Below are 21,206 nucleotides of genomic sequence, written 5' to 3'. Positions count from 1 at the left end.
TCGCGCCATGGTCTTAATTAGCTACTGATAAATCGGCAATCGCCTGAGGATCGAAATCCTCAGTGACATTCGCGTCATTAATCGCAACGGGGGCGGCATTGGCATCACGCAAAAACACCGACGTTAGCAATTGGCTAAAACTCTGCTCTGTATTACCACCGGCTTGCGCCCTGCCATCGTATTTGCTGTCGCTGTCGTTGCAAGCGGCAAGGCCAGCAACAACAGCAAGAGCGAGACTGCATTTCAGTATCGTCTTCATCGCTAGCTCCTTTTAATTGGCAGAGACTGCGCCAGCAATAGGCGTAGCCAAATACGGGAAGCTGGTAGAGTATTCAGCCGGATTAGGCTTGGCACCGTCGTTTACCACTGCACCAGGGTTAGCCACGGTTGGCGCGCTACCACTAAGGTCGCAGGTCTGTAAGTTGTTCTCACCCAGCAGAGCACCCTCGGCGACTGTTAGGGCAATATCCACCACGTCATCGGTTACTCGACGACCGTTGGGAAAGCCCGCCAAATCACAGCCCAAGAAACCCAAATCGCTATAGCCCTCAGCGCCCGGCACCACCGCGCCAATAGCGGTATTCATGCGCAGCATTTCACCTGGTGTGGTTAAATTTGCTGGGGTGGTAAATTTAAAATTAGCGGGCGTATCAGTGGCACCCGTAGTCACACCTGTAACAAAGGCCGCTAGCAAGTCAGTCCGACCGCCTTCTGGCATTGGGGCCGGCACGCCAAACAGCACTTCGACCAAGGTTGGCAGCGTTGGGTACAGCACATAGCTGGCAAAATTCGCCACGTCATCTTTCGGCTCGCTGGCATTGAATTTGTCTTTGTCGGTAATACCGATTACCACTTCGTTTACCAGTGGGCTACCGAGACGCGACACCTGAGTCCATGCGCCACCTTCAACACTTGGGCCTTGACCCGCATCGCCAGCCACGGGCCCCGTTGGATCAGGATTTAAAATACGACCCTGACGCTTGCTCGCCGTAGTCCATGCGCCAATAACCGGATCACCGCCAGCTGTTAGGCAGCTAATGGGCAGCTCTAAAGCCAAGGAGGTTACATTTTTATTGGCAATGGTATTGCTGCGGGAATCACGCGCACCCAGCGGATTCAGGCTTACTTGGTCAAAAATCTCGCCTAAATTCACCACAAAGCCTTCGCGGCGCTGACCAACAAACACACGACCTTGGCCGCTGCAACCTGGCACGCTAATGTCGTAAACATACTGCGCGGCGTAGCCGGCGTAATCGGGAATTGTTTTATTACCAATATTATCAACTGGCTTGGTGAAGGTAGTGCCACCGCCCGCCATGCTCACTGCGCTGCTCATTCCGCTGCGGCGATCACCGCTAACCACATTCACCGAATAGGTTTCGACCACATTCAAATAACCAGGCGTACTGCCACTGCCGCCGCCCACTGCGGCCAACGGCACTTGCACCCCACCGTTACCAGTTTCAATTTCACCATTGGTGATTAAACCCGCGGCATTGGCCTGGCCGTAGGCATTGTTAAATTTAAATTGAAACGTAAGGTCTTCTACCGCATCGCCATTATTGTCGATGTGTATTTCGTAAAGGGCGGTCGGGTCCATAGTAAAGTAGTTGGGGCCGCCGTAGGCGTCTTGCAGGGGCTGGTAGTTGGCGATTAGGGTTACATAATCACTGCGATCCGCTTCATAGCTGCGGAACATATAGAAATCGGTGCCATCGACCTTAGGCGAACCGGCGATGAATGGTGCTTCACGGTGGCTGGATGCCATCGCATACTGGCTGAGAATGGCTGCGCTGAGAACAGATAGAGCCAGCAGCCCTCGCTGCGGGAATCGCTGAGTTTGGTATTTCATTGTGGCACCTCGGTTATTAGTGGTTGTGCCCGGTCTTTACGACACAGGCACCGCCACAGATCACCTTAAATACCAAATCAATACGAATTTTTACTTACAACCCACCGTTAACATCCGCTTGGGCACGCATTTAACCGGGGCAAACGTTCACTGCAAGCGCGGCGCTTTAAACACAATTTTTCCCTCATCGACCGTGGCATTGATTACCTGCCCCGCAACAAACTCACCTTTCAATAAGCTTTGCGCTAGCGGGTTTTCAAATTGCTGCTGAATCGCCCGCTTGAGCGGCCGTGCGCCGTAAACCGGATCAAAGCCAATATCGGCCAAGCGATCCATGGCTTCGTCGCTCACCTCAAGGCGCAGCTCCCGCTCAGCCAAACGGCTGTTGAGAATGCCCAACTGGATACCGGCAATGGCCTGTACCTGAGTGCGATCTAAGGGCTCAAACACCACCAGTTCATCAATCCGGTTAATGAATTCTGGACGGAAATGCCCAGACACCACATTGAGCACCGCATCGCGAATTTTGGGGTACTCGCTACCGGCAACGGTCATTTCCTGAATAACATCGGAGCCAAGATTCGAGGTCATTACAATCACGGTATTGCGAAAATCGACGGTGCGACCTTGGCCGTCGGTGAGGCGCCCGTCATCCAGAACCTGCAACAAAATATTAAACACATCGGGGTGCGCTTTCTCGACCTCATCCAATAACAGCAATGAGTATGGACGACGGCGCACCGCCTCAGTGAGATAGCCGCCTTCTTCGTAGCCAACATAGCCCGGAGGCGCGCCAATTAAGCGAGCCACCGAGTGCTTCTCCATAAACTCCGACATATCAATGCGCACCATGGCGTCTTCGCTGTCGTAAAGGAACATCGACAGTGCTTTGCACAGTTCGGTTTTACCCACGCCGGTTGGCCCCAAAAACAGGAAGGAACCGTTTGGCCGATTAGGATCACTTAAGCCGGCGCGGCTGCGACGCACGGCATTAGACACTGCTTCTACCGCCTCGCTCTGGCCAATTACCCGCTGGTGCAGTTCATCTTCCATGCGCAGTAATTTATCGCGCTCACCTTCCAGCATTTTGCTAATGGGAATACCGGTCCAGCGCGACACAACCTCGGCGACCTCTTCTTCCGACACTTTATTGCGCAGCAATTGCATGGTGCCGTGATCCACCGCGTCGGCGCTGGCTAATTTCTTTTCCAGCTCGGGAATTTTGCCGTATTGAAGCTCAGACATACGGGTTAAATCACCGGCGCGGCGGGCGGTTTCCAGCTCAAGTTTGGCTTGTTCTAAATCCACTTTAATTTGCGCCGAGCCTTGCAGCGCGGCCTTCTCACCTTTCCAAATTTCATTCAGATCAGAAAATTCTTTTTCGACCTTGGTGATATCGGCGTTAAGAATGTCTAGCTGTTTACGAGCGGCAAGGTCGTCGTCTTTTTTAACCGCCTCGCGCTGAATTTTTAATTGAATCAAACGCCGTTCAAGCTTGTCCATGACCTCGGGCTTGGAATCAATTTCCATACGAATGCGGCTGGCAGCTTCGTCGATTAAATCAATGGCCTTGTCTGGTAGTTGACGGTCGGTGATATAGCGCTGCGACAATTTGGTGGCGGCGATAATCGCCGAGTCGGTGATGTCCACGCCGTGATGCACTTCGTAGCGCTCTTTCAGACCACGCAAAATTGCGATGGTGTCTTCTTCTGAAGGTTCCTCCACCAAAACTTTTTGGAAGCGCCGCTCCAGCGCCGCGTCTTTCTCAATCGATTGGCGATACTCGTTTAAGGTGGTAGCGCCCACGCAGTGCAGCTCACCCCGCGCCAAGGCGGGTTTGAGCATATTGCCCGCGTCCATAGCGCCCTCGGCTTTACCGGCGCCAACCATAGTGTGCAATTCGTCTATGAACAGAATCACCCGGCCCTCTTCCTTAGACAATTCATTGAGCACCGCCTTTAAGCGCTCTTCAAAATCACCACGGAATTTTGCACCGGCCAATAAGGCGCCCAAGTCTAAAGACAATACTCGTTTGTTTTTTAAGCCCTCGGGCACTTCGCCATTCACAATACGCTGGGCCAAACCTTCAACAATGGCGGTTTTACCTACACCAGGCTCACCAATTAGCACTGGGTTATTTTTTGTTCTGCGCTGCAAAACCTGAATAGTGCGGCGAATTTCATCGTCGCGACCAATCACGGGGTCTAATTTGCCAGACTCAGCGCGCTCGGTTAAATCAATGGTGTATTTGTCTAAGGCTTGGCGCGACTCTTCGGCAGAGGCATCATCGACCGCTTGGCCACCGCGCACTTTATCAATTGCCGCATTGAGCGCACCTTTTTTAACGCCGCAATCGGCGAGGAGCTTGGCGGCTTCATCGCTGGACTCTAATATTGCCAACAACACCAGTTCGCTGGAAATATAGCTGTCCTTGCGCTGCTGGGAGAGCTTGTCTGTTACATTAAAAATACGCGCCAAAGCCGGTGAAATATGCACATCACCGCCCGCGCCTTGCACCGTAGGCATACGCTCCAACGCCGCCGCAATACTCTGCTCTAGCAGAGGAATATTGGCGCCCGCTTGCGTTAACAAGGGCCTAGCACTACCGCCCTGCTGTTTAACTAGGGCACCAAGTAAATGTACCGCTTCGATGTATTGATGGTCTTTGCCCAGCGCCAGTGACTGGGCATCTGCAACCGCGGTTTGCAAAGAAGTAGTAAAACGATCTATTCGCATTTTGAGCTCTCCGACAACAGTAACTAGAAGGCGAATGCCCTCACTTGTCATGCTCTATAAATGGGGGAGGAGCGTGTAAATTTCAAGATGAGATAGGAGTAAACCCAAGCGAAGGAGCGAATAAGAGCCTAGGGCTTGATATAGATCAAACTTAATTGACGACCGGTGATTCCGTCGCGCCGAAAGGAATAAAACTCATCTGCCTCTGCAAACGTGCAGCGCTGCGCGCCGCCCACCCAGCCCACCCCAACAGCGAGCAATTGCGCTTTAGCGAGGGCATAAAGATCGGCATGGTAATGACCCGACTTTGCCCCAACAGATTTAAAGGCAGAATCGATCTCGGCCGAGGCCGGCCCCGCAAAATCAGCCTTAAACGCGCGGTAAACCTCTGCGCCAACTTCAAAGTGAGCTTGGGAAATTGCGGGGCCAATCCACGCCAACACGTCGCTGGCCGAGCAATTAAAGGCTTGCACGGTATTTGTCAAAACGCCGGCACACAGCCCCCGCCAACCGGCGTGAGCAGCGGCGACTTGCGTTCCATCGCGACAGCAAAACAGCACCGGCACGCAGTCGGCGGTTAGCACCCCACAACCCAAACCCGCCACCTTGGAAATACTGGCGTCAGCACTCGGCACAGTAACTGGCGATTGCGCCAGCGTGACAACGTCGGTGCCGTGCACCTGGTTTAGCCAGCCAATACTCGCTAAACCGGCGCAGGCGCCAAGTAACTGATCGCGATTTTCTGCCACCGCTTCAGGGCTATCGGCAACGTGGTCGCCAAGGTTAAAGCCTTCATACGGGCCCGTACTCGCGCCCTTAAACCCCGCAAAACCACTTCGGGTGGTCGACAGCGCGACCACCGAAGCCGGTGCCGGCCAATCTGGCGTCAGCCACACTCAGCGTACGTCCTCGGTAGACAACACTGCCAACAGCGCCTTCATGTCTTCTGGCAGCGGCACTTCCCAAGACATGGTATCGCCAGATATGGGGTGTTCCAGCTCTAAACGGCGGGCGTGCAGGGCCTGACGGCCAAAACCACGCAGCGCGGTAATTAGCACTTCGCTGGCGCCCTTGGGCAGACGCGGCCGACCAGCGTAGAGCGGGTCGCCAATTAGGGGGTATTTAATATGCGCCATGTGCACCCGAATTTGATGGGTGCGACCGGTTTCTAAAAAGCAGCGAATATGGGTGTGATTTAAAAAACGCCGCGTAACGCGATAATGGGTAATCGCCTCTTTGCCACCAATTTGGCTCACCGCCATTTTGGTACGTTGGCGTGGGTGACGCCCCATGGGCTCATCTACCGTGCCGCCGCCGGTCATGGTGCCAAAGACCACCGCATCGTATTCGCGGTGTACTTCACGCGCCTGAAGCTGAGCAACCAAGCTGGTGTGAGCTTCTAAGGTTTTGGCGGCAATCATCAAGCCCGTAGTGTCGCGATCGAGACGATGAACAATCCCCGCACGCGGGACAGTAGCAATATCGGGAAAGTGATTTAGCAGGGCATTCAACAAAGTACCGTCGGGATTACCTGCGCCAGGGTGTACAACTAAACCTGCCGGTTTATTAATAACAAGAACATGTTCGTCTTCAAAGACGATATCAAGCTCAATTTCCTCAGCTTCCCAGCGCACTTCGGACTGTAATTCGGCGTGTAAATTTAGCTTATCGTCTTCGTAAACCTTGTCGCGGGTGCGCTGAACCTCACCATTGACGGTGAGTTCACCGCTTTTTATCCACGTTTGGAGGCGCGAGCGTGAATACTCTGGGAACAACTGGGCAGCCACTTGGTCAAAACGGTCGCCATTGAAGCCCGCGGGAACAATTTCCTGTCGATCTATAATCTCGGTCATAGCTGATTCTTTATACCATCTTCGCGCTGTGTTTAAATAGCAGGCCCTCGCTAAGGCAAGGGGTCTTTGGGGATATTCCGCTATTTGGAAAAATTACATGAAAGCTGTCGTTAAGGTCTTTGCACTTCTCTTTATAAGCATACTGGTGGTTGGCTGTGCCAGCGATCCAGATCGGCCCGAATTTTCGGAGCGAGAAATCTACGAAGCTGCGCAAGGCTACCTGAAAAGCAAAAACTTTTCATTGGCCGTGGAGAATTTACAGCTCCTAGAAAGCCGCTATCCTTTCGGCCCGTACGCCGAACAGGCGCAATTAGAGATTATTTACGGTTATTATCGCGGTGGCGACAACGAAGCTGCGGTGGCTGCCGCTGATCGCTTTGTTCGTTTGCACCCCCAGCACCCGAAAGTTGACTATGCCTACTATATGCGCGGGCTAGCCAACTACACCGACGGTGAGGGCTTTTTGGAGCGTTTTATCCCCACGGATATGACCCAGCGCGACCCCGGTTCGACGATTAAGTCATTTGATGACTTCCGGCAGTTGCTGCAGCGCTTCCCAGACAGCGAATACGCACCCGACGCCAAGGCGCGGATGGTGCAGTTGCGCAACCGTCTGGCGCGCTACGAAATTAACGTTGCCAATTACTATTTCAAGCGTAAAGCCTACTTAGCCGCCGCCAACCGTGGTCGCTATGTAATTGAAAACCTGCCGCAAACCCCCGCTATACCAGACGCCCTCGCGGTAATGGTACAGGCATATTTGCTGCTGGGAATGAACGACCTAGCCGATCAATCGCTAATGGTGCTGCGCAAAAACTACCCCAACCACCCCTCGCTAGACAAAAATGGCAATTTTGTTAGCCAAGTTGGTTTAGATCAGGAAGGTTCGGTTATCAATAAAGCGACCCTAGGCTTGTTTGATCGCTATGAGCCACCGAAGTTTGATAATCGGGAAGAGACGGAGCAGTAGGACTGCAAGACGCTTTACGGGAGATGGGAGACGCTTTTGGCGTTAAGCCTAATCTCCAGCAAGTAACATAGTTTGTAATAAGGCCGCCGATTGCGGCCTTTTTTTGTGGATGCCGTCTTAGTTGCTATACGCTAGACGGGAGACGCTAAGATAAGCTCCGAGGTTCAAAGCCTTTGCGTCTCCCGTCTCCCGTCCGGCATCCAGCGAATCACCCAGCAGTCGCCGCCACATACTCTGCCAACTTCGCTTCCGCTTCGTCGCCAAACAAAATTTCGCAGGCTTCATGCAGACCTGGGGCATTGATAATGTCTTCTCTGCGCACTACCAGTGCTATTTTTGAGCGACGGCGCAGGAAGTCGTCGAGTTTGGTGATCATTTCCCGCCTTGCGGCGTGCTCTATCTCACAGCGCAGGTACTCGGCGTTTTCAATAAGCAACTCCGCGCTGCTGGGGTCTTCGCGAATCATTTCTAGCATTTCGATGGCGCTGCGCCCGTAGCGGCGCCACAAGCGCTGGGTTAGCGGTTCTGATGAGCTGGGGTCAGTTAAAGCATCGAGATCCATCAGCGCGGCTTGATGGAGGTATTCGCGCTTTACGCTATTACCTGGCTCGCCGTACCAGCGCTGTTTGGCGTAAGGCAGATTTATACCCAAATCTGCCACCAACTCGGCCACTTCGTCGCCAACGTTGATGCAGTCGGTGAGCTTGCCGCCAAAAATACTGAGATGCTGGTCTTGCGCATTAACATCGATCGCGTGCTTGCGAGACAGCTTCACCCAATCGGCCACGCCATCTTCGCCTTTTAGTGCCAAGGGCCGCACACCACAGCGCTCAGAGATAATGTCGGCAGTGGTCAGCGGCTTTTCAAGCTTGAGCAAGGCGTTAACATTGTCCAACACAAACTGGCGGTCGGCCTCGGTCACTTCAACCTCGGCGCTTTCAACTTGGGTATCAGTGGTGCCAATACAGGTTTTGGGGCCCATTGGAATCACAAAAAACAGGCGACCGTCACTGGCAAAAAAAGTCAGTATTCGGTGACTTTCAGTGATTTGATCAACAATTAGGTGTATGCCTTTGGAAAACAAGTGGCGGTGCGCGGTGTGCTGACCGCTCAACTGATTATGAGTATCAACATAGGGACCACAGGCGTTTATGAGTACTTTGGCGCGAATAGTAAATTGCTCGCCACTGATATTGTCGCGCACACGGCTATGCCACAGACCATCTCGGCGTTCGGCGCCGAGGGACTCAACGTAGTTAGCAACGATGCCGCCGTAATTCAGGCTGGTGCGCACAAAATTAAATACAAAGCGGGCATCGTTGTCGTAAAGGTAGCAATCCGAGTATTCAAATCCTCCTTCGGCATTGCTGGTATCAATAACCCCCTCAGCGTTAGCCAGCGCCGCGCGGCTCATGTAACGCGGTGCGCGGGTCACAAACCGGCCAAAGAGCCAATACACAATGGTACCTAAATAAACGAAAAAAGCCGGAAACCGAAAGCCTTTTTGAATAGTGGTAAGAAAGCGAATTTCTTTTACGGTTGAAGGGTAGCTGCGCATCAAATGATTGCGGCTACGGCAAAGCTTGTTCACCAAAAAATACTCGTGATTCTCTAAGTATTTAATGCCCCCCCACGCCAAATTTGAGGAGTTAGAACTGGTTAGCCCCGCAAAATCGCCGCGGTCAATCAGCGCGACTTTCGCGCCCTTTGCCGCTAACGCGGCAGCGGATACCGCGCCGTTAATGCCACCACCAAGTATTAATACATCGAAAGTTCCGTCCTTGAGCTTTCGTACATTGCTTGCCCGTAATTCCATGCTGCCCTATTCCCTGATTGTCTGATGCGGAAATACATCGGCTGTGAAACACAGCCGTAAGTCTTAGCAGCCTTATTAAGCTATCTTGTTGAAAAACACCCTATTAATCGCCAATCGGCCATTTTTGGGTGATGGGGTAGCGACGATCGCGACCAAAGCCACGCTCGGTAATCCGCGTGCCGATTGGGGCTTGGCGGCGCTTGTACTCATTGATATCGATCAGTCGCAAAATCCGATAAACCATCTCGCGCTCAAAACCCGCGGCAATAATCGTCTCGGCGCTCTCATCGTGTTCAATATACCGCTCAATGACCTGATCGAGAATATCGTAGGGAGGTAAACTATCTTCATCTTTTTGGTCTGGCGCTAGTTCCGCCGACGGTGGCCGGTCGATAACCCGCTGCGGAATCGCTGGCGACAAGCTATTACGGTAGCGCGCCAATTCAAAAACTCGAATCTTCGAAACGTCTTTGAGCACATCAAAGCCGCCGGCCATATCACCGTACAAGGTGGAGTAACCCACCGCCACTTCACTCTTATTGCCGGTGGTTAGTACCAGTGAACCCTTTTTATTGGAGATCGCCATCAGCAACACACCGCGACAGCGGGCCTGTAAATTCTCTTCGGTTTTGTCGGTACTTAGGCCTTCAAACTCGTCATTTAGGGCCAGCATAAAAGCATCGTAAACCGACTCGATAGAAATTACCTGATAACGCACTTTAAGAATAGCCGCCTGGGCCTGGGCATCTTCCATGCTCATCGAGGCGGTATAGCGGAAGGGCATCATTACCGCCTCCACTCGATCCGCGCCCAGCGCATCTACAGCTATCGCCAAGGTTACCGCCGAATCGATACCACCCGACAAACCCAAGACCACACTCTTAAAACCATTTTTATTAACGTAATCCCGCACGCCCAGCACAAGAGTCTCGTAAATATCCTCTAACACCGGACGTAAATCGCTGACTTCGCCCTCGTCAAAACGCAGGCGGCGACCATCCCAGTTCGCAGTAACGCAGCTGATATATTCAATATAAGCAGGGCTGCGGGAGATTAATTCGCCTTCCGCCGACACCACCATCGAGGCGCCATCAAAAACTAATTCATCTTGGCCGCCCACCAAATTGCAGTACACCACCGGCATACCACCCTGCCATGCACGCTGGGCCAGCAATGCCTCGCGCTCAATTTGCTTGCCCGCGTGGAATGGTGAGGCACTGAGGTTAAGCATTAGCTGGGCACCTTCGGCCTTGGCGCCAGCGGTGGGCGCGTCTTCCCACACGTCTTCGCAGATACTGATCGCGGTTGGCACCCCAAAGATATCCATTACTAGGGTGTGCTTACCTTCTTTAAAGTAACGCTTTTCATCAAATACCCGATAATTGGGCAGGCACTGCTTGTGATATTCGTTGACCAATTTGCCGCCAAAAAACACCCCAGCGGCATTGTATAGATTGCCATCTAAGGACCGTGGATAGCCCACCACCACATAGCACTTAGGAGCTTGGCTGGCGATTTTTTGCAGCGCCCGCTCAATGCGATGCACCAAGCTGTCGCGCAGCAGCAAATCCTCTGGGGGGTAGCCGGTCACTACCAGCTCGGGAAATAAGATTAACTGAGGATCGTGACGAGAAACCGCCGTCTCTATGGTGGCAATAATCTTGTTAGTGTTGCCTTCAATATCCCCAACCACAGGATTAATTTGAGCCAGCACAATACGCAGTGAAGTCATTAAACGGTTTCCATCTACAAAAACGGGGGCTAAATTCGGCTTATTTACGGCAGCTCGAGCCTAGCACTCAATTAGGACGCATTATTCTATCAAATAAGCGAGAGTGCATCCCCCACTATGGACGTATAAACTGAGACTAGAACCCACTAAGGTATATTATGGCCATCGCCCAAGATCATATCCAGCAGCGCGCAATAATGCGCGTGTACAGTGCTTACCGCTTTGCGCTGGCTGGCGCCTTTTTTGTGGCGCTCATATTTGGCCCCGCTAAGTCGACATTGGGCACCAGCGCCCCCCGATTATTTGCGGTGGTGGCTTCAGCCTACGCCATTTTTGCCCTAGGCCTGTTAGTACGCCACTATTTCATGACGGGCCGCTACAGCCCTACCCAGCTGTTTTTCGAGTTTTTCGTCGATATTGGCGCCATTATCTTTATGAGCTATTGCTCAGGCAGCGCCGATTCCGGCTTGCCGCTGTTGCTCATTGTGTCGATTAGCGCCGCCAGCATCACCTTATCTAGCCAGCTGAGTTTGGCCATTGCCGCCCTCGCCACGATCACCGCCATCAGCGAAGTTACGGTACACACGCTTTACGAGCGGGTTGGCACCCAGCAATTTATTGTTGCCGGCATCACCGGCATGGCCTATTTTTCGGCCGCCATCGCCATTCGCTACCTCAGCGCCCGCATTGTTAAAACCCAGCAATTAGCTGAGCGACGACGCACCGACATTGAAAAGCTGTCGGCAATCAATCAGCGCATTGTGCAAAGAATGCAGACCGGTATTATTGTGATGTCGCAAACTGGCCACATCAAACTCATCAATGCCGCCGCCCAAGAGTTGCTCGATATTCGCCCCGCGGCGACCGATCAAAACCAATACGCTCCAGCAATGCTTATTGAAATGGCCAAAGAAGGGGTAAATCATTCACGTATTATCGGCGTCGGCCCCCAGCACCTCGATGTTCACGTTAATATGACCAACCTCGAAGCCCACGATCACAGCGACTGCCTGCTTTATATTGAGAACATCAGCAAAATTACCCAGCGCGCACAAAACCTGAAGCTCGCCTCGCTGGGTCGCTTCACCGCCAGCATCGCCCATGAAATTCGCAATCCCTTGAGCGCCATTAGCCACGCGGCACAATTGCTCGCCGAAAGTCCCAATCTCGACAGCAGCGACACCCGTTTTGCCGACATTATTCAAAGTCACGCGCTGCGCATGAATGACATTATCAAAAACATTCTCGAACTGTCGCGGGGCCGCAGCCCGCAGCCACAGCGCTTTTCTTTAAGCGAGTGGTTGCAAAACTTCATTGACGACTGGCGCCCCACCGAACATTGCGGGCTCAGCATGAGTCTCGAAAAGCAAGGCGAGTTCGACACCGTTAATGTTGACCGCAGCCAGCTCAGCCAAATTATCTCGAATATCGCCGACAATGGCGCACGCCATGGTGCAGCCAAACACGGCAAAGCCGAATTATTATTTCGCTGCCACAACTCGCCCCGTTCGGGCGCCGTAATACTGGACATTATCGACAACGGCGCGGGTATAAATCCGGAAGACGAAGATAAAATATTTGAACCCTTTTTCACCACTCAATCGCAAGGCAACGGCCTAGGACTCTATTTATGTCGAGAATTATGTTTAGCTAATCAAATCCATATTTATTACCAGCGCACCGCACTTGCGCAAAGTTGTTTTCGATTACAATTCTCGCATCCCGACCGCGGCACCTTGCTTGATTAAAAGCCAAACGTGCCAATTAAAACAGCACTAAACCAGCAATAATGAAAGAGCGATCCAGCATGCAGCAAACCGTTTTAATCATTGATGATGAGCCAGATATTCGCGAATTACTGGATATCACCATTAGTCGAATGGGTTTAAACACCATTGCGGTAGGCAATGTGCGCGACGCAATTCAGGCGCTAAATAGCACCGCCAATATCAGCCTTTGTCTTACCGATATAAAACTGCCCGATGGCTCCGGACTGGAAATAGTTCGCCATATTCAAAATAGCTCGCTGTGCACTGCCGTGGCCGTGCTCACTGCCTATGGCAGTACCGAGCTCGCCGTAGAAGCACTGAAATCTGGCGCCTTCGACTTTATCAGCAAGCCGGTATCCGTTGAGCAATTGCGGGGGCTAGTAAAAACTGCCTTAAAGCTCGACCGCCGCGAGCCCCAGTTCGACGGCAGCAGCAATACGCGCTTGCTCGGTGAAACCCAAAGTATTATCAATCTGCGCGAACAAATTTTAAAACTGTCGCGGAGTCAGGCGCCGGTTTATATCAGCGGCGAATCCGGAAGCGGCAAAGAAGTGGTTGCCAGACTTATTCACGCCAACGGCCCCCGCAGCGATGCTCCCTTTGTGCCGGTTAACTGCGGCGCGATCCCCAGCGAGCTAGTAGAGAGCGAATTTTTTGGCCACAGCAAAGGCAGTTTTACCGGCGCTTATGACCATAAAGAGGGCCTATTTGAAGCGGCCAATGGTGGCACGCTCTTCCTAGATGAAGTCGCGGACCTTCCCCTGAACATGCAGGTTAAATTACTGCGCGCCATTCAAGAAAAAGCCGTGCGCCGCATTGGCTCCACCCAAGAGATCCCTGTCGACGTGCGCATTCTTAGTGCCACCCACCGCGACTTAGCCAAAGCGGTTGCCGCCGAGCGTTTTCGCAGCGACTTGTTTTATCGCATAAATGTTATTGAAGTGCAGGTGCCCAGCCTCCGCGACCGCGCCAGTGACATTCCCTTATTAGCCAAATTCATGCTAGAGAAAATTGGTAAGGAATGGGGAGTGAGACCGCCTACCTTAGATAAAACGGCACTAAGCAGCCTGTGCCAATACAGTTTTCCCGGCAATGTTCGCGAGCTAGAAAACATTATTGAACGCGCCGCCACCTTGTGCGAAAACGACACCATCACAGCCAGTGACCTGTCGCTGCCCAGTATCACTCAGCAAACAAATATAACAACCAACGCCCAAGATAGCGGCAAGCATTTCAGCGCCGCAACGGGACAGCTCGAGGAATACATCGCCGGTATTGAAAAAGAGATTATTGCCGATGCCCTAGAGGCTAATCGCTGGAACAAAACTGAATCAGCCAAAACCTTGGGCCTCACCTTTAGGCAGTTTCGCTATAAGCTTAAGAAATATCAGCTAGACGAGAAAAGCTAACTAAAGCAGCAAGAAAAATATCTTGCTGCGTTTATTTATTCACTACCTATAAAAATAGTACATCCGTTTACGACCACTATTGATTACCTTGCCATTGCTTGGTTTATAAATTGAGTCGCCGTCGCCGCCCATAATAAAGAAACGAATTTCATCGTTTAAATTAACTAGTCCAGAAATTGGGCTAGGCGGTAAACCGCCGCCACTGTATTCGGTAGTAGTACGGCTGCCGTCAAACAGATTAACTTTATAGGCAAAGGCACGGCCTAAGCCACTTTTACACGACGTAGTATTAGTACGAGTATCGGGCTGATTGGTAGCAAAATACACCGTACCCGCCTCTGTTAGCGGCGCATTTACACCTTTTTCACCTGTACTCAAATTAAAGTAATAACCTTTATAGGTGGTATTGCGCCCGTCAAAAACGTAGCGTTCAGAATTTGTACCGGTGCATGCGGTCGCATTGTTATCTGCGCTATCTACAGTTAATTTATCATAACCACTTGTTGCCGCATCGAAGCAATTTGTAATGTCATTATTACTGTCAACGGCTTGATTCAGTAAATTACTATTCACTATCGCCGCCGTAGAACCAGCCGATGCGCCAATATTACTATCAATAAGCATATAAAAGCGGTTTTGCACATTTTGCGCCGTTCCTAGGGTCGCGGCGCTAGTATACAAAGGGTGTTCGCGATCGCCGCTAACGGCAACAACCAAGTCACGGGTCGCGGTTGGAATAATATCAACACCGAATAAAAACTTGCGCTTGTCATTGCCAGTACCGGCTAGCGCCGCAAATTTACTGATCGCTATTTGCGTGCTCGGAACACTGGTGCCCGTCCCCGTATAGGACGTTAGCGGATCCAGATCAACGCGCCAAATATTACCGCCCACATCGCTGGCATATAAGCGATCGGTATAACCGTCTGCACGACGATCCAAGAAGGTGATGTCTGCCGCAAAGGCACTGGTCAAATTAGTATTGGCACTACAACTACCCGCCACGCCCTCGGTGGTGAGCGATGCATAATTACTAGCGCCAATACCTGTGCAACTGTACAGCGACGCCCAAATAATCTTGCCGGTAATACCGTCAAGAATAATCACTCCTCGGCCCATGTTATCTGCCGTAGTCACCGGATCTGCATCTTGCGTTGTTGAATAGCCTGCACCGAAAATTAATACCGGACGATCACGGCCACCAATTTTTGTCACCTTAGGCTGCGACCACGTGTAACCCAGCTCATTTATAATACTGTTATCTATTTTCCACATTAGCGATGGTGCCAAGGGATTAGTCACGTCCATGGCATAGATGAATCGGCCACCTCGGCGGGAGCTTAAATAAAGGTACTTATGGCCCGACGTGGCACTGCTCGCTCTGTCGTCTTGGAAAAAAGTAGTTGTACCGTCAAAGAAATACTGGCGGCGCTCCTTGTTTGAACTTACTGGCGTATCGGGAAAGCGGATTGCCGGATCGTCGCGGAACAAACGCGGAAATTGATTAAGAAAATCCTTGGCCACAAAACTCCACAGTTCACCGCCGGGTCGAACTGTTACCGTACCGTTAGTAATTGAGGCGGTTTGATTGCCGTTAATGGCGCGAAAATGACCGTCATTTGATCCGTAGTAAACCACCACGCCGGTACCGCTGCCATAGTTGACTACCGCAGGCCTTGAGTGCAAAACGTCGCCGTGAACAGAACCGCGAATAGAAATGGGGCAACTGGCGTTCCGAGAGCCCTGCGGGCATGGCCCAGTCATGGCCTCGTTACCAGCAATATCGTCGCCACGAATCCAGTTAATTAAATTGGCGGCGGTAAGGGTGTCGCCGCTGCTGCCACATTGCACGCTAGCAGACGGCGCGATAAATACGGCACTTTCAAATACACCAGTGTAATTATCCGTATCGACCGTATTAACACTACTCAAAACAACGTCGCCAGACGTTACCGCTGTGCCATTGAATATATCGTCACTGCCCGACTCACCATTCCTCACACAGCTTTTAAGCGTTTGCGTACCGCTTATACCATGACTACTCTGGTTAACCTTAATGAATTTACTCACCTTAGTTATTGTGCCGGCACTGAAGCTACCAGAAATATTGCTGCCCATATTATACAAAGTGAAACTAGTTGCAGAGCCAGCAGTAATTGCGCAGGGACTCGAACTGCATTGACTGCTACCAGGAATGCCACTACCTAGGAGTACAGAGTCATACGTGGCATTAAAGTCGAATGCACTACCACCGCTAGTGATGCTAACGCTAGTCGGTGTTAAGGAATAATTGCAATTCCATTTTCCCTTAACCTTTTCGCACGACACGCTTCCATCTGCGGTACCGTAAGCACCCGCCGTAATCGACGACAACGTGCTGCTACTGCTAGCCGACAACAATGTATCGAAATAACCTGTTAAATCACTGTTGCTGGCATCAAAATTTGCTAAGCCAGCGGCATTGCAATTGCCCGCTGAGCATTTATTGGTATACACTCGTCGCGCACTACTGCTAGTTAAATAGTCCACCCGCAGCATTTGCGCGGCGCCACCTTTTTGCACCAAGTCACCGTCTGGCGCATCCTGTGAACCGCCATCACCTTCTGGGCTGTTTCGCCAAAATCCGTCGGGCGACGCTGGCCTGTCGGCCACACTACTAAAGTCATTCGCCGTCCAAAAGCTCAGCGCGTCATCCACCAAACCACCGGTTATTGCGTTGACAATTGAATTGGAGCCTGTGGTGCTATCGTCGGCATCAGTTAACACGATAGAACCCGCGTCGTTCACCCCAAACTGAAACTGCTTAACATTGCCTACCCAGCGGGGGCCACCCGACGGGTCAGGCCGGAACATGGCGATGTAAATTTGGTTTTCATAGGTGCCCTGGGTATTTGCACTCACCGGCAAGGTGGCGGACGAAAACACACTATTTACGTCCTGAACCTCGTCAAAAATCTCCAGCAATATACGCGTCAATGCATCCGCTTCAGTACTCTTAACCAAGTAAGATTCACCGCCGCCAACCGCGGCCATTTCCTGATAGAACGTAAGTGTGTTTGCGACTTTATCAAACCGTAGAAAGTCTTCATCAAAAACCGCGACGGTATAAGTGGTCACATTGCGGTCAGCTTGGGCGCTCACATCAACATCCGCATAGCGCATAAACCGCGTCCACTCATCGGCCCAATATTTGTCTGCTGGCGTTAAATTACCGCTGCGAATAGTGGCGAACTCATTGTATTTATTGCTACCAGGGGTATAAAATTTTCCTAATTCCGTTAGCAGTTCCCCACCTGGATCATCAGTACCATCACTCGGATTAGCCGTTGTCTTTACTGCATTACCAATATAAATCATCACTGCATTACTGCAGTTGGTAGACGTAGTCGCAAATTCGGAATAGTCCCTACCCGAGCATGAGGTCGGTAAGCCATTCAACGCGGCCCAAACTTCTGCCACAGTCTCGCCTACCTTGCTTGTATTGCCAGGAAGCCCAGTCAATTCCTTCATCGTTGTAATAAAACTATCGAGGCCAGCAATGTCTAAAAGGCGGGGGGTCACCATCAAATACCCGCAATTTCCGCCGCCCACCCCAGTTTTATTATCGTTATAAGTCATTAATCCGACTCTTAACGTACCATGCAATTCAGGGCTATTTCGAATAGTTTGCAGGGCATTAACAATAGCGCACTGCTCCATTCCTCCAACCGTATCTGCCCCTAGTGAAGGATCCACCGAAGTAACATTGCCGCTACCGTCAATATATCGACAATTATGTCTCTTGTTAGCCGCAGTGTTAGAAGGCGATTCCCAGGTCAGCATTACCGTAGGCGGGTCAACTGAGGCGCTGCGGCCAACAAATAAATCTATATCTTCAGCAAGCACTGGCGTTAAAAATAACGTACAGCTGAGTGCGACGAGTATTTTTTTATACAATTTTACTGGCTTTATATTCATCGTATCTCAACTCCAGAGTTCACTGAGTTTGCTAGGTATATTAGCGGCACGTGGTGCCCTCGCCTGCTCGCAAATAGACACCTTGATGCATTTCAACTGCCGCACCAGTAACATTGTCGTTAACCGTGGCAAGAGTGTCCCAAGTCATTTTTACGCAGCCCGACTTCAACACCGCCGCAGTGCCAGAGGTATCACTAAAAATATTACCCCCCACGGTTTGCACAGATTTAAAACAGTCGCGATCTTTTACATTACGCTCTTTTAATTCCGACCGCATAACCGGCGCGGTGCGCAAGCATGTTGGCGGCGGAACCGCGGCGGACATATCGGCAACACCATCACCATTAAAATCGACATCAATAGCGCTAGTGCCAGTTGGCAGCGGCAAGGCAAAATTATTCGGATTACTCACATACGTTTCCAAGGCGTGGCGGGCGGCTAACTTTGCCTCCATTCGGTATTGCTGATTACCGGCAATTTTAAAATTAATATTGCTACCGCCAATCATGCTCACCACAATGACACTGAACACCCCCAACATAATTAACACCACAACAAGCACCACACCCCGCTGTGAATTTTGCCCAGCCAGTACTCTATTCACTTTCCCGCACTCCCCCAACATTAGGCACGCTAATCACCGAGGAATACACTTGGCGCTTATAACCATCACTAAAGGGCCCGCTGCGGCTGGCGCGCCCAAGATCAAAAGTTTTTGCCGTATCACCACCCGTGGCAACTGCGCCTCGCACCAGCAAACTCACGCGTATCGACACTACATTTGCCCAATTTTTCCAATCGTCCACCTCCCATCCGCCGCTGCATCCCGTGGGCGCGGCATCGGCGGTCGGGTCGCTCGTATAACAATCTGGGCTACCATTCAAATCGAGATCCATTCCGTAACTAAAGTGCATGTCTTCTACGCCGGCCACTAAGGCCCTAGTCGCCAGCACACCACCACTAAATTCGTGTACTTTTAAGGTAGGCTTACCGTCACCCCCGCCACTGCAGTCTTCGCACGGGCTAATGAAATAGCTGCGCACCACATAGGGCCACGCTGCGGCCAATGTGCTGCAGTCTTTAATTTGCAAAATTAAATCCGCTGCGTTAGCAGACATTATAAAAGGAGTGCCAGTTTCGCAGTCGGCGGTTTGCAGATATGGAACATCGTTTGTGGTAATGGTACTGGTATCGACTTGCCTAGGTTCAACACGGTGCACAACTAAGGCCTCTGAATCACTCACGGCATCAGCGGCAAAGCATGTGGGTAAGGTGCTCGTTGCGGGGTAGCCAACTAAGGGGGCGGGCATTTGCATTGGCGACGCAGCAAAGCCTAGGTCTGATATATTTGTCGTGTCGGCGCAAGGATCTGGCAAGGTGTATGTGGCCACGCCCACACCGGGGTGATACATCCCATAAAAGCCCGCCAAGGCCAAATCTTCGCTCAATAACTGCAGGGCATAACGACCATTTTCAATTTGATCTGAGGTATTCGCGAGGGCCGACCGAGTCGAGCTAACCGAGGCCATTAGGCTGATAATGCCCAACAGCATAAAAGCGCCCAGCCCGAGTGAAATCATTATTTCAACAAGCGACATACCTTGCTGCGTGGCCGGCGATTTTGGCATTATTATTCTCATGACAGCCAACCTATACGCACAATTGCGCTGACTATTCGCCGCTGTTTTTCATCACTATAGGCATTGTAGCCGCAGGTATTATCGGCGGGTGGCGCCACCGTTTTATTCATTCCCTGCCATGCCACTGTGATACGATAAGTGCGTTCAGCCGCGCTAATTTGAACGATGCAACCCCGCGCGCCCACCATCGCCCCGCTATTATTGCCACCAGACTGCTCAGAAACACCGTTCAATGAATTATTCCACGCGCTTAAGTCTGCCGTGACCATGGCCTTTTCACCAGCAGAACCACTAGTGCAGGCCGTAAACGTAGACACACTATAACCGAGCGTAGCGCCGCTACTTCCATAGGAATAGCACTCAGCAACCCCACGATTCGCGTTCATGCGATCTGTCATATCTTGCAGTAAATTGAGCGCCTGTAAACGTTGATAAGCCTCTACTTCTTGCTGCACCGTGCGAACCATTAAACCCGCTGCGCCCATCACGCCCACTAACAGCACAACCAAGGCTACGAGCACTTCAATAAGGGTAAAGCCCCGCGTCTTACTCAGCATCACATAGCGAATCATTAACAGCTCCCCGAATCGCTGCTGGGTTTACCACTTAAGGAGATCGAAACACATTTACTGCGATCGTTACCACCCGAGCTCGGCGCAACAGTAAATTCAATCGCCGCGCTGGCGCGACCATTACTGCCATAAATAACACTGCTTATTGCGCTGCTTACCGCGATACCAGTAACGCTATCAACTGCCCGCAACACCGTTGTACCGTTGTTTACCGTCCAGCCGGAGGTCCAACCACCACTGGCTTGTGTCACGCTAATATCTGTATTGCGGGTTACTGCCTCACTTCTCGCAAAATTGAGCGACGATATCAAATCATTGCTGGCACTGCGCACCCGCTGACTCTCGATTAATCCTTTAAATGATGGTGCCGCGATTGACGCCAAAATCGCCGCGATGGCCAAGGTAACCATTAGCTCGAGTAGGGTAAAACCACGCGCGGAGTTTTGTTTCGTTATTAGTTCCAGCATCGGTTTGCTCCGCTGGCGTGACCCTTTTCACCTTTACTATTCAAGGTAAGGATACCGCAACTGTCGTTGCTTTGCGGTGCAGTAGATATAGGAGTGGCAGTAACCGTATAACTTGGCGGCGCGGTAGTATTATCCCCCACCGTAGTAACCGTGTAATTGGCAGCAACTTCATTTGGGGGCGAAACCCCGAGGGCGGTCATATCAGCGGCATAGGCGCGAGCATCTAAAAAATTACGTTCTTGCAAACTGGCCACTTCCAGCAAATAGCTGGCCGCCGCGGTGCGGTTGGCGCGCATAACATAGTCGCGATAGGCCGGTAGTGCGACCATGGCAAGAATTGCAATTATCGCGACCGCAATCATTAACTCGATCAAGGTAAAGCCGCGCTGACGAGTGGCGTCGTTCATGAGCCGCTAGCATCCTGTAAACTTTG

Annotated in this window: 16 protein-coding genes; 3 read left to right on the top strand and 13 right to left on the bottom strand. The window is 51.5% G+C overall.

Annotated elements, in window-relative coordinates:
• Positions 1–13 precede the first annotated feature (13 nt).
• The 5 genes from P1U47_RS02385 to rluD form a co-directional block, all read right to left on the bottom strand.
• The gene (locus P1U47_RS02385) at positions 14–259 is read right to left on the bottom strand and encodes a hypothetical protein (RefSeq protein WP_301026945.1); all 246 of its coding nucleotides are present in this window, start codon (positions 257–259) and stop codon (positions 14–16) included.
• 12 nt (positions 260–271) lie between these two features.
• Positions 272–1,852 (bottom strand): DUF4331 domain-containing protein, encoded by a 1,581-nt coding sequence (locus tag P1U47_RS02380; RefSeq protein ID WP_301026944.1) that lies wholly within the window; start codon positions 1,850–1,852, stop codon positions 272–274.
• Between the two features lie 147 nt (positions 1,853–1,999).
• Positions 2,000–4,588 (bottom strand): ATP-dependent chaperone ClpB, encoded by a 2,589-nt coding sequence (gene clpB, locus P1U47_RS02375; protein ID WP_301026943.1) that lies wholly within the window; start codon positions 4,586–4,588, stop codon positions 2,000–2,002.
• 128 nt (positions 4,589–4,716) lie between these two features.
• Positions 4,717–5,484 (bottom strand): peptidoglycan editing factor PgeF, encoded by a 768-nt coding sequence (pgeF, locus tag P1U47_RS02370; protein ID WP_301026942.1) that lies wholly within the window; start codon positions 5,482–5,484, stop codon positions 4,717–4,719.
• Positions 5,485–6,441 (bottom strand): 23S rRNA pseudouridine(1911/1915/1917) synthase RluD, encoded by a 957-nt coding sequence (gene rluD / locus P1U47_RS02365; RefSeq protein ID WP_301026941.1) that lies wholly within the window; start codon positions 6,439–6,441, stop codon positions 5,485–5,487.
• A gap of 97 nt (positions 6,442–6,538) precedes the next feature.
• On the opposite strand from rluD, the gene P1U47_RS02360 reads away from it, so the two are divergent.
• Positions 6,539–7,411, top strand: coding sequence for an outer membrane protein assembly factor BamD (locus P1U47_RS02360; RefSeq protein WP_301026940.1), 873 nt, complete (start codon positions 6,539–6,541; stop codon positions 7,409–7,411).
• A 208-nt stretch (positions 7,412–7,619) separates the two neighbouring features.
• Here P1U47_RS02360 and P1U47_RS02355 read toward each other — a convergent pair whose 3' ends face one another.
• Positions 7,620–9,227 (bottom strand): FAD-dependent oxidoreductase, encoded by a 1,608-nt coding sequence (locus P1U47_RS02355; protein ID WP_301026939.1) that lies wholly within the window; start codon positions 9,225–9,227, stop codon positions 7,620–7,622.
• A gap of 103 nt (positions 9,228–9,330) precedes the next feature.
• Positions 9,331–10,959, bottom strand: coding sequence for an NAD+ synthase (locus P1U47_RS02350; RefSeq protein WP_301026938.1), 1,629 nt, complete (start codon positions 10,957–10,959; stop codon positions 9,331–9,333).
• A gap of 158 nt (positions 10,960–11,117) precedes the next feature.
• Here P1U47_RS02350 and P1U47_RS02345 point away from each other — a divergent pair, with 158 nt between their 5' ends.
• Together P1U47_RS02345 and P1U47_RS02340 are read left to right on the top strand one after the other, a co-directional pair.
• Positions 11,118–12,707 (top strand): ATP-binding protein, encoded by a 1,590-nt coding sequence (locus P1U47_RS02345; RefSeq protein ID WP_301026937.1) that lies wholly within the window; start codon positions 11,118–11,120, stop codon positions 12,705–12,707.
• Positions 12,708–12,766: 59 nt separating this feature from the next.
• Positions 12,767–14,137 carry a sigma-54 dependent transcriptional regulator gene (locus tag P1U47_RS02340; protein WP_301026936.1) on the top strand — a complete coding sequence of 457 codons (1,371 nt, stop codon included), beginning with the start codon at positions 12,767–12,769 and terminating at the stop codon, positions 14,135–14,137.
• Between the two features lie 42 nt (positions 14,138–14,179).
• Here P1U47_RS02340 and P1U47_RS02335 read toward each other — a convergent pair whose 3' ends face one another.
• The 6 genes from P1U47_RS02335 to P1U47_RS02310 are packed head-to-tail and all read right to left on the bottom strand — an operon-like array spanning position 14,180 to position 21,180.
• Positions 14,180–18,094 carry a PilC/PilY family type IV pilus protein gene (locus P1U47_RS02335; RefSeq protein WP_301026935.1) on the bottom strand — a complete coding sequence of 1,305 codons (3,915 nt, stop codon included), beginning with the start codon at positions 18,092–18,094 and terminating at the stop codon, positions 14,180–14,182.
• 40 nt (positions 18,095–18,134) lie between these two features.
• Positions 18,135–18,698 carry a PilX N-terminal domain-containing pilus assembly protein gene (locus tag P1U47_RS02330; protein WP_301026934.1) on the bottom strand — a complete coding sequence of 188 codons (564 nt, stop codon included), beginning with the start codon at positions 18,696–18,698 and terminating at the stop codon, positions 18,135–18,137.
• Complete coding sequence (locus P1U47_RS02325; RefSeq protein ID WP_301026933.1) at positions 18,691–19,722, bottom strand: PilW family protein; 1,032 nt, start codon at positions 19,720–19,722, stop codon at positions 18,691–18,693. Before P1U47_RS02325 ends, P1U47_RS02330 begins: the two co-directional genes overlap by 8 nt.
• A gap of 8 nt (positions 19,723–19,730) precedes the next feature.
• Positions 19,731–20,306, bottom strand: a complete 576-nt coding sequence (gene pilV / locus P1U47_RS02320; RefSeq protein WP_301026932.1) for a type IV pilus modification protein PilV — start codon at positions 20,304–20,306, stop codon at positions 19,731–19,733.
• Positions 20,306–20,773 (bottom strand): GspH/FimT family pseudopilin, encoded by a 468-nt coding sequence (locus tag P1U47_RS02315; protein ID WP_301026931.1) that lies wholly within the window; start codon positions 20,771–20,773, stop codon positions 20,306–20,308. The genes pilV and P1U47_RS02315 overlap by 1 nt, the downstream gene beginning before the upstream one ends.
• Complete coding sequence (locus tag P1U47_RS02310) at positions 20,761–21,180, bottom strand: type IV pilin protein (protein WP_301026930.1); 420 nt, start codon at positions 21,178–21,180, stop codon at positions 20,761–20,763. The genes P1U47_RS02315 and P1U47_RS02310 overlap by 13 nt, the downstream gene beginning before the upstream one ends.
• Positions 21,181–21,206: the final 26 nt, after the last annotated feature.

It is taken from the genome of Zhongshania sp. (assembly GCF_029212375.1).
In the GTDB taxonomy this organism is placed as follows: Bacteria; Pseudomonadota; Gammaproteobacteria; order Pseudomonadales; family Spongiibacteraceae; genus Spongiibacter.
This window is presented reverse-complemented; position numbering and strand designations above follow the sequence as displayed.

Coding starts and splice junctions, on each gene's coding strand:
- P1U47_RS02340 (WP_301026936.1), top strand. CDS start 12,767: ATGCAGCAAACCGTTTTAATCATTGATGATGAGCCAGATATTCGCGAA.
- P1U47_RS02350 (WP_301026938.1), bottom strand. CDS start 10,959: ATGACTTCACTGCGTATTGTGCTGGCTCAAATTAATCCTGTGGTTGGG.
- clpB (WP_301026943.1), bottom strand. CDS start 4,588: ATGCGAATAGATCGTTTTACTACTTCTTTGCAAACCGCGGTTGCAGAT.
- P1U47_RS02345 (WP_301026937.1), top strand. CDS start 11,118: ATGGCCATCGCCCAAGATCATATCCAGCAGCGCGCAATAATGCGCGTG.
- P1U47_RS02315 (WP_301026931.1), bottom strand. CDS start 20,773: ATGCTGGAACTAATAACGAAACAAAACTCCGCGCGTGGTTTTACCCTA.
- rluD (WP_301026941.1), bottom strand. CDS start 6,441: ATGACCGAGATTATAGATCGACAGGAAATTGTTCCCGCGGGCTTCAAT.
- P1U47_RS02355 (WP_301026939.1), bottom strand. CDS start 9,227: ATGGAATTACGGGCAAGCAATGTACGAAAGCTCAAGGACGGAACTTTC.
- P1U47_RS02310 (WP_301026930.1), bottom strand. CDS start 21,180: ATGAACGACGCCACTCGTCAGCGCGGCTTTACCTTGATCGAGTTAATG.
- P1U47_RS02385 (WP_301026945.1), bottom strand. CDS start 259: ATGAAGACGATACTGAAATGCAGTCTCGCTCTTGCTGTTGTTGCTGGC.
- P1U47_RS02380 (WP_301026944.1), bottom strand. CDS start 1,852: ATGAAATACCAAACTCAGCGATTCCCGCAGCGAGGGCTGCTGGCTCTA.
- P1U47_RS02325 (WP_301026933.1), bottom strand. CDS start 19,722: ATGCCAAAATCGCCGGCCACGCAGCAAGGTATGTCGCTTGTTGAAATA.
- P1U47_RS02335 (WP_301026935.1), bottom strand. CDS start 18,094: ATGAATATAAAGCCAGTAAAATTGTATAAAAAAATACTCGTCGCACTC.
- pilV (WP_301026932.1), bottom strand. CDS start 20,306: ATGATTCGCTATGTGATGCTGAGTAAGACGCGGGGCTTTACCCTTATT.
- P1U47_RS02360 (WP_301026940.1), top strand. CDS start 6,539: ATGAAAGCTGTCGTTAAGGTCTTTGCACTTCTCTTTATAAGCATACTG.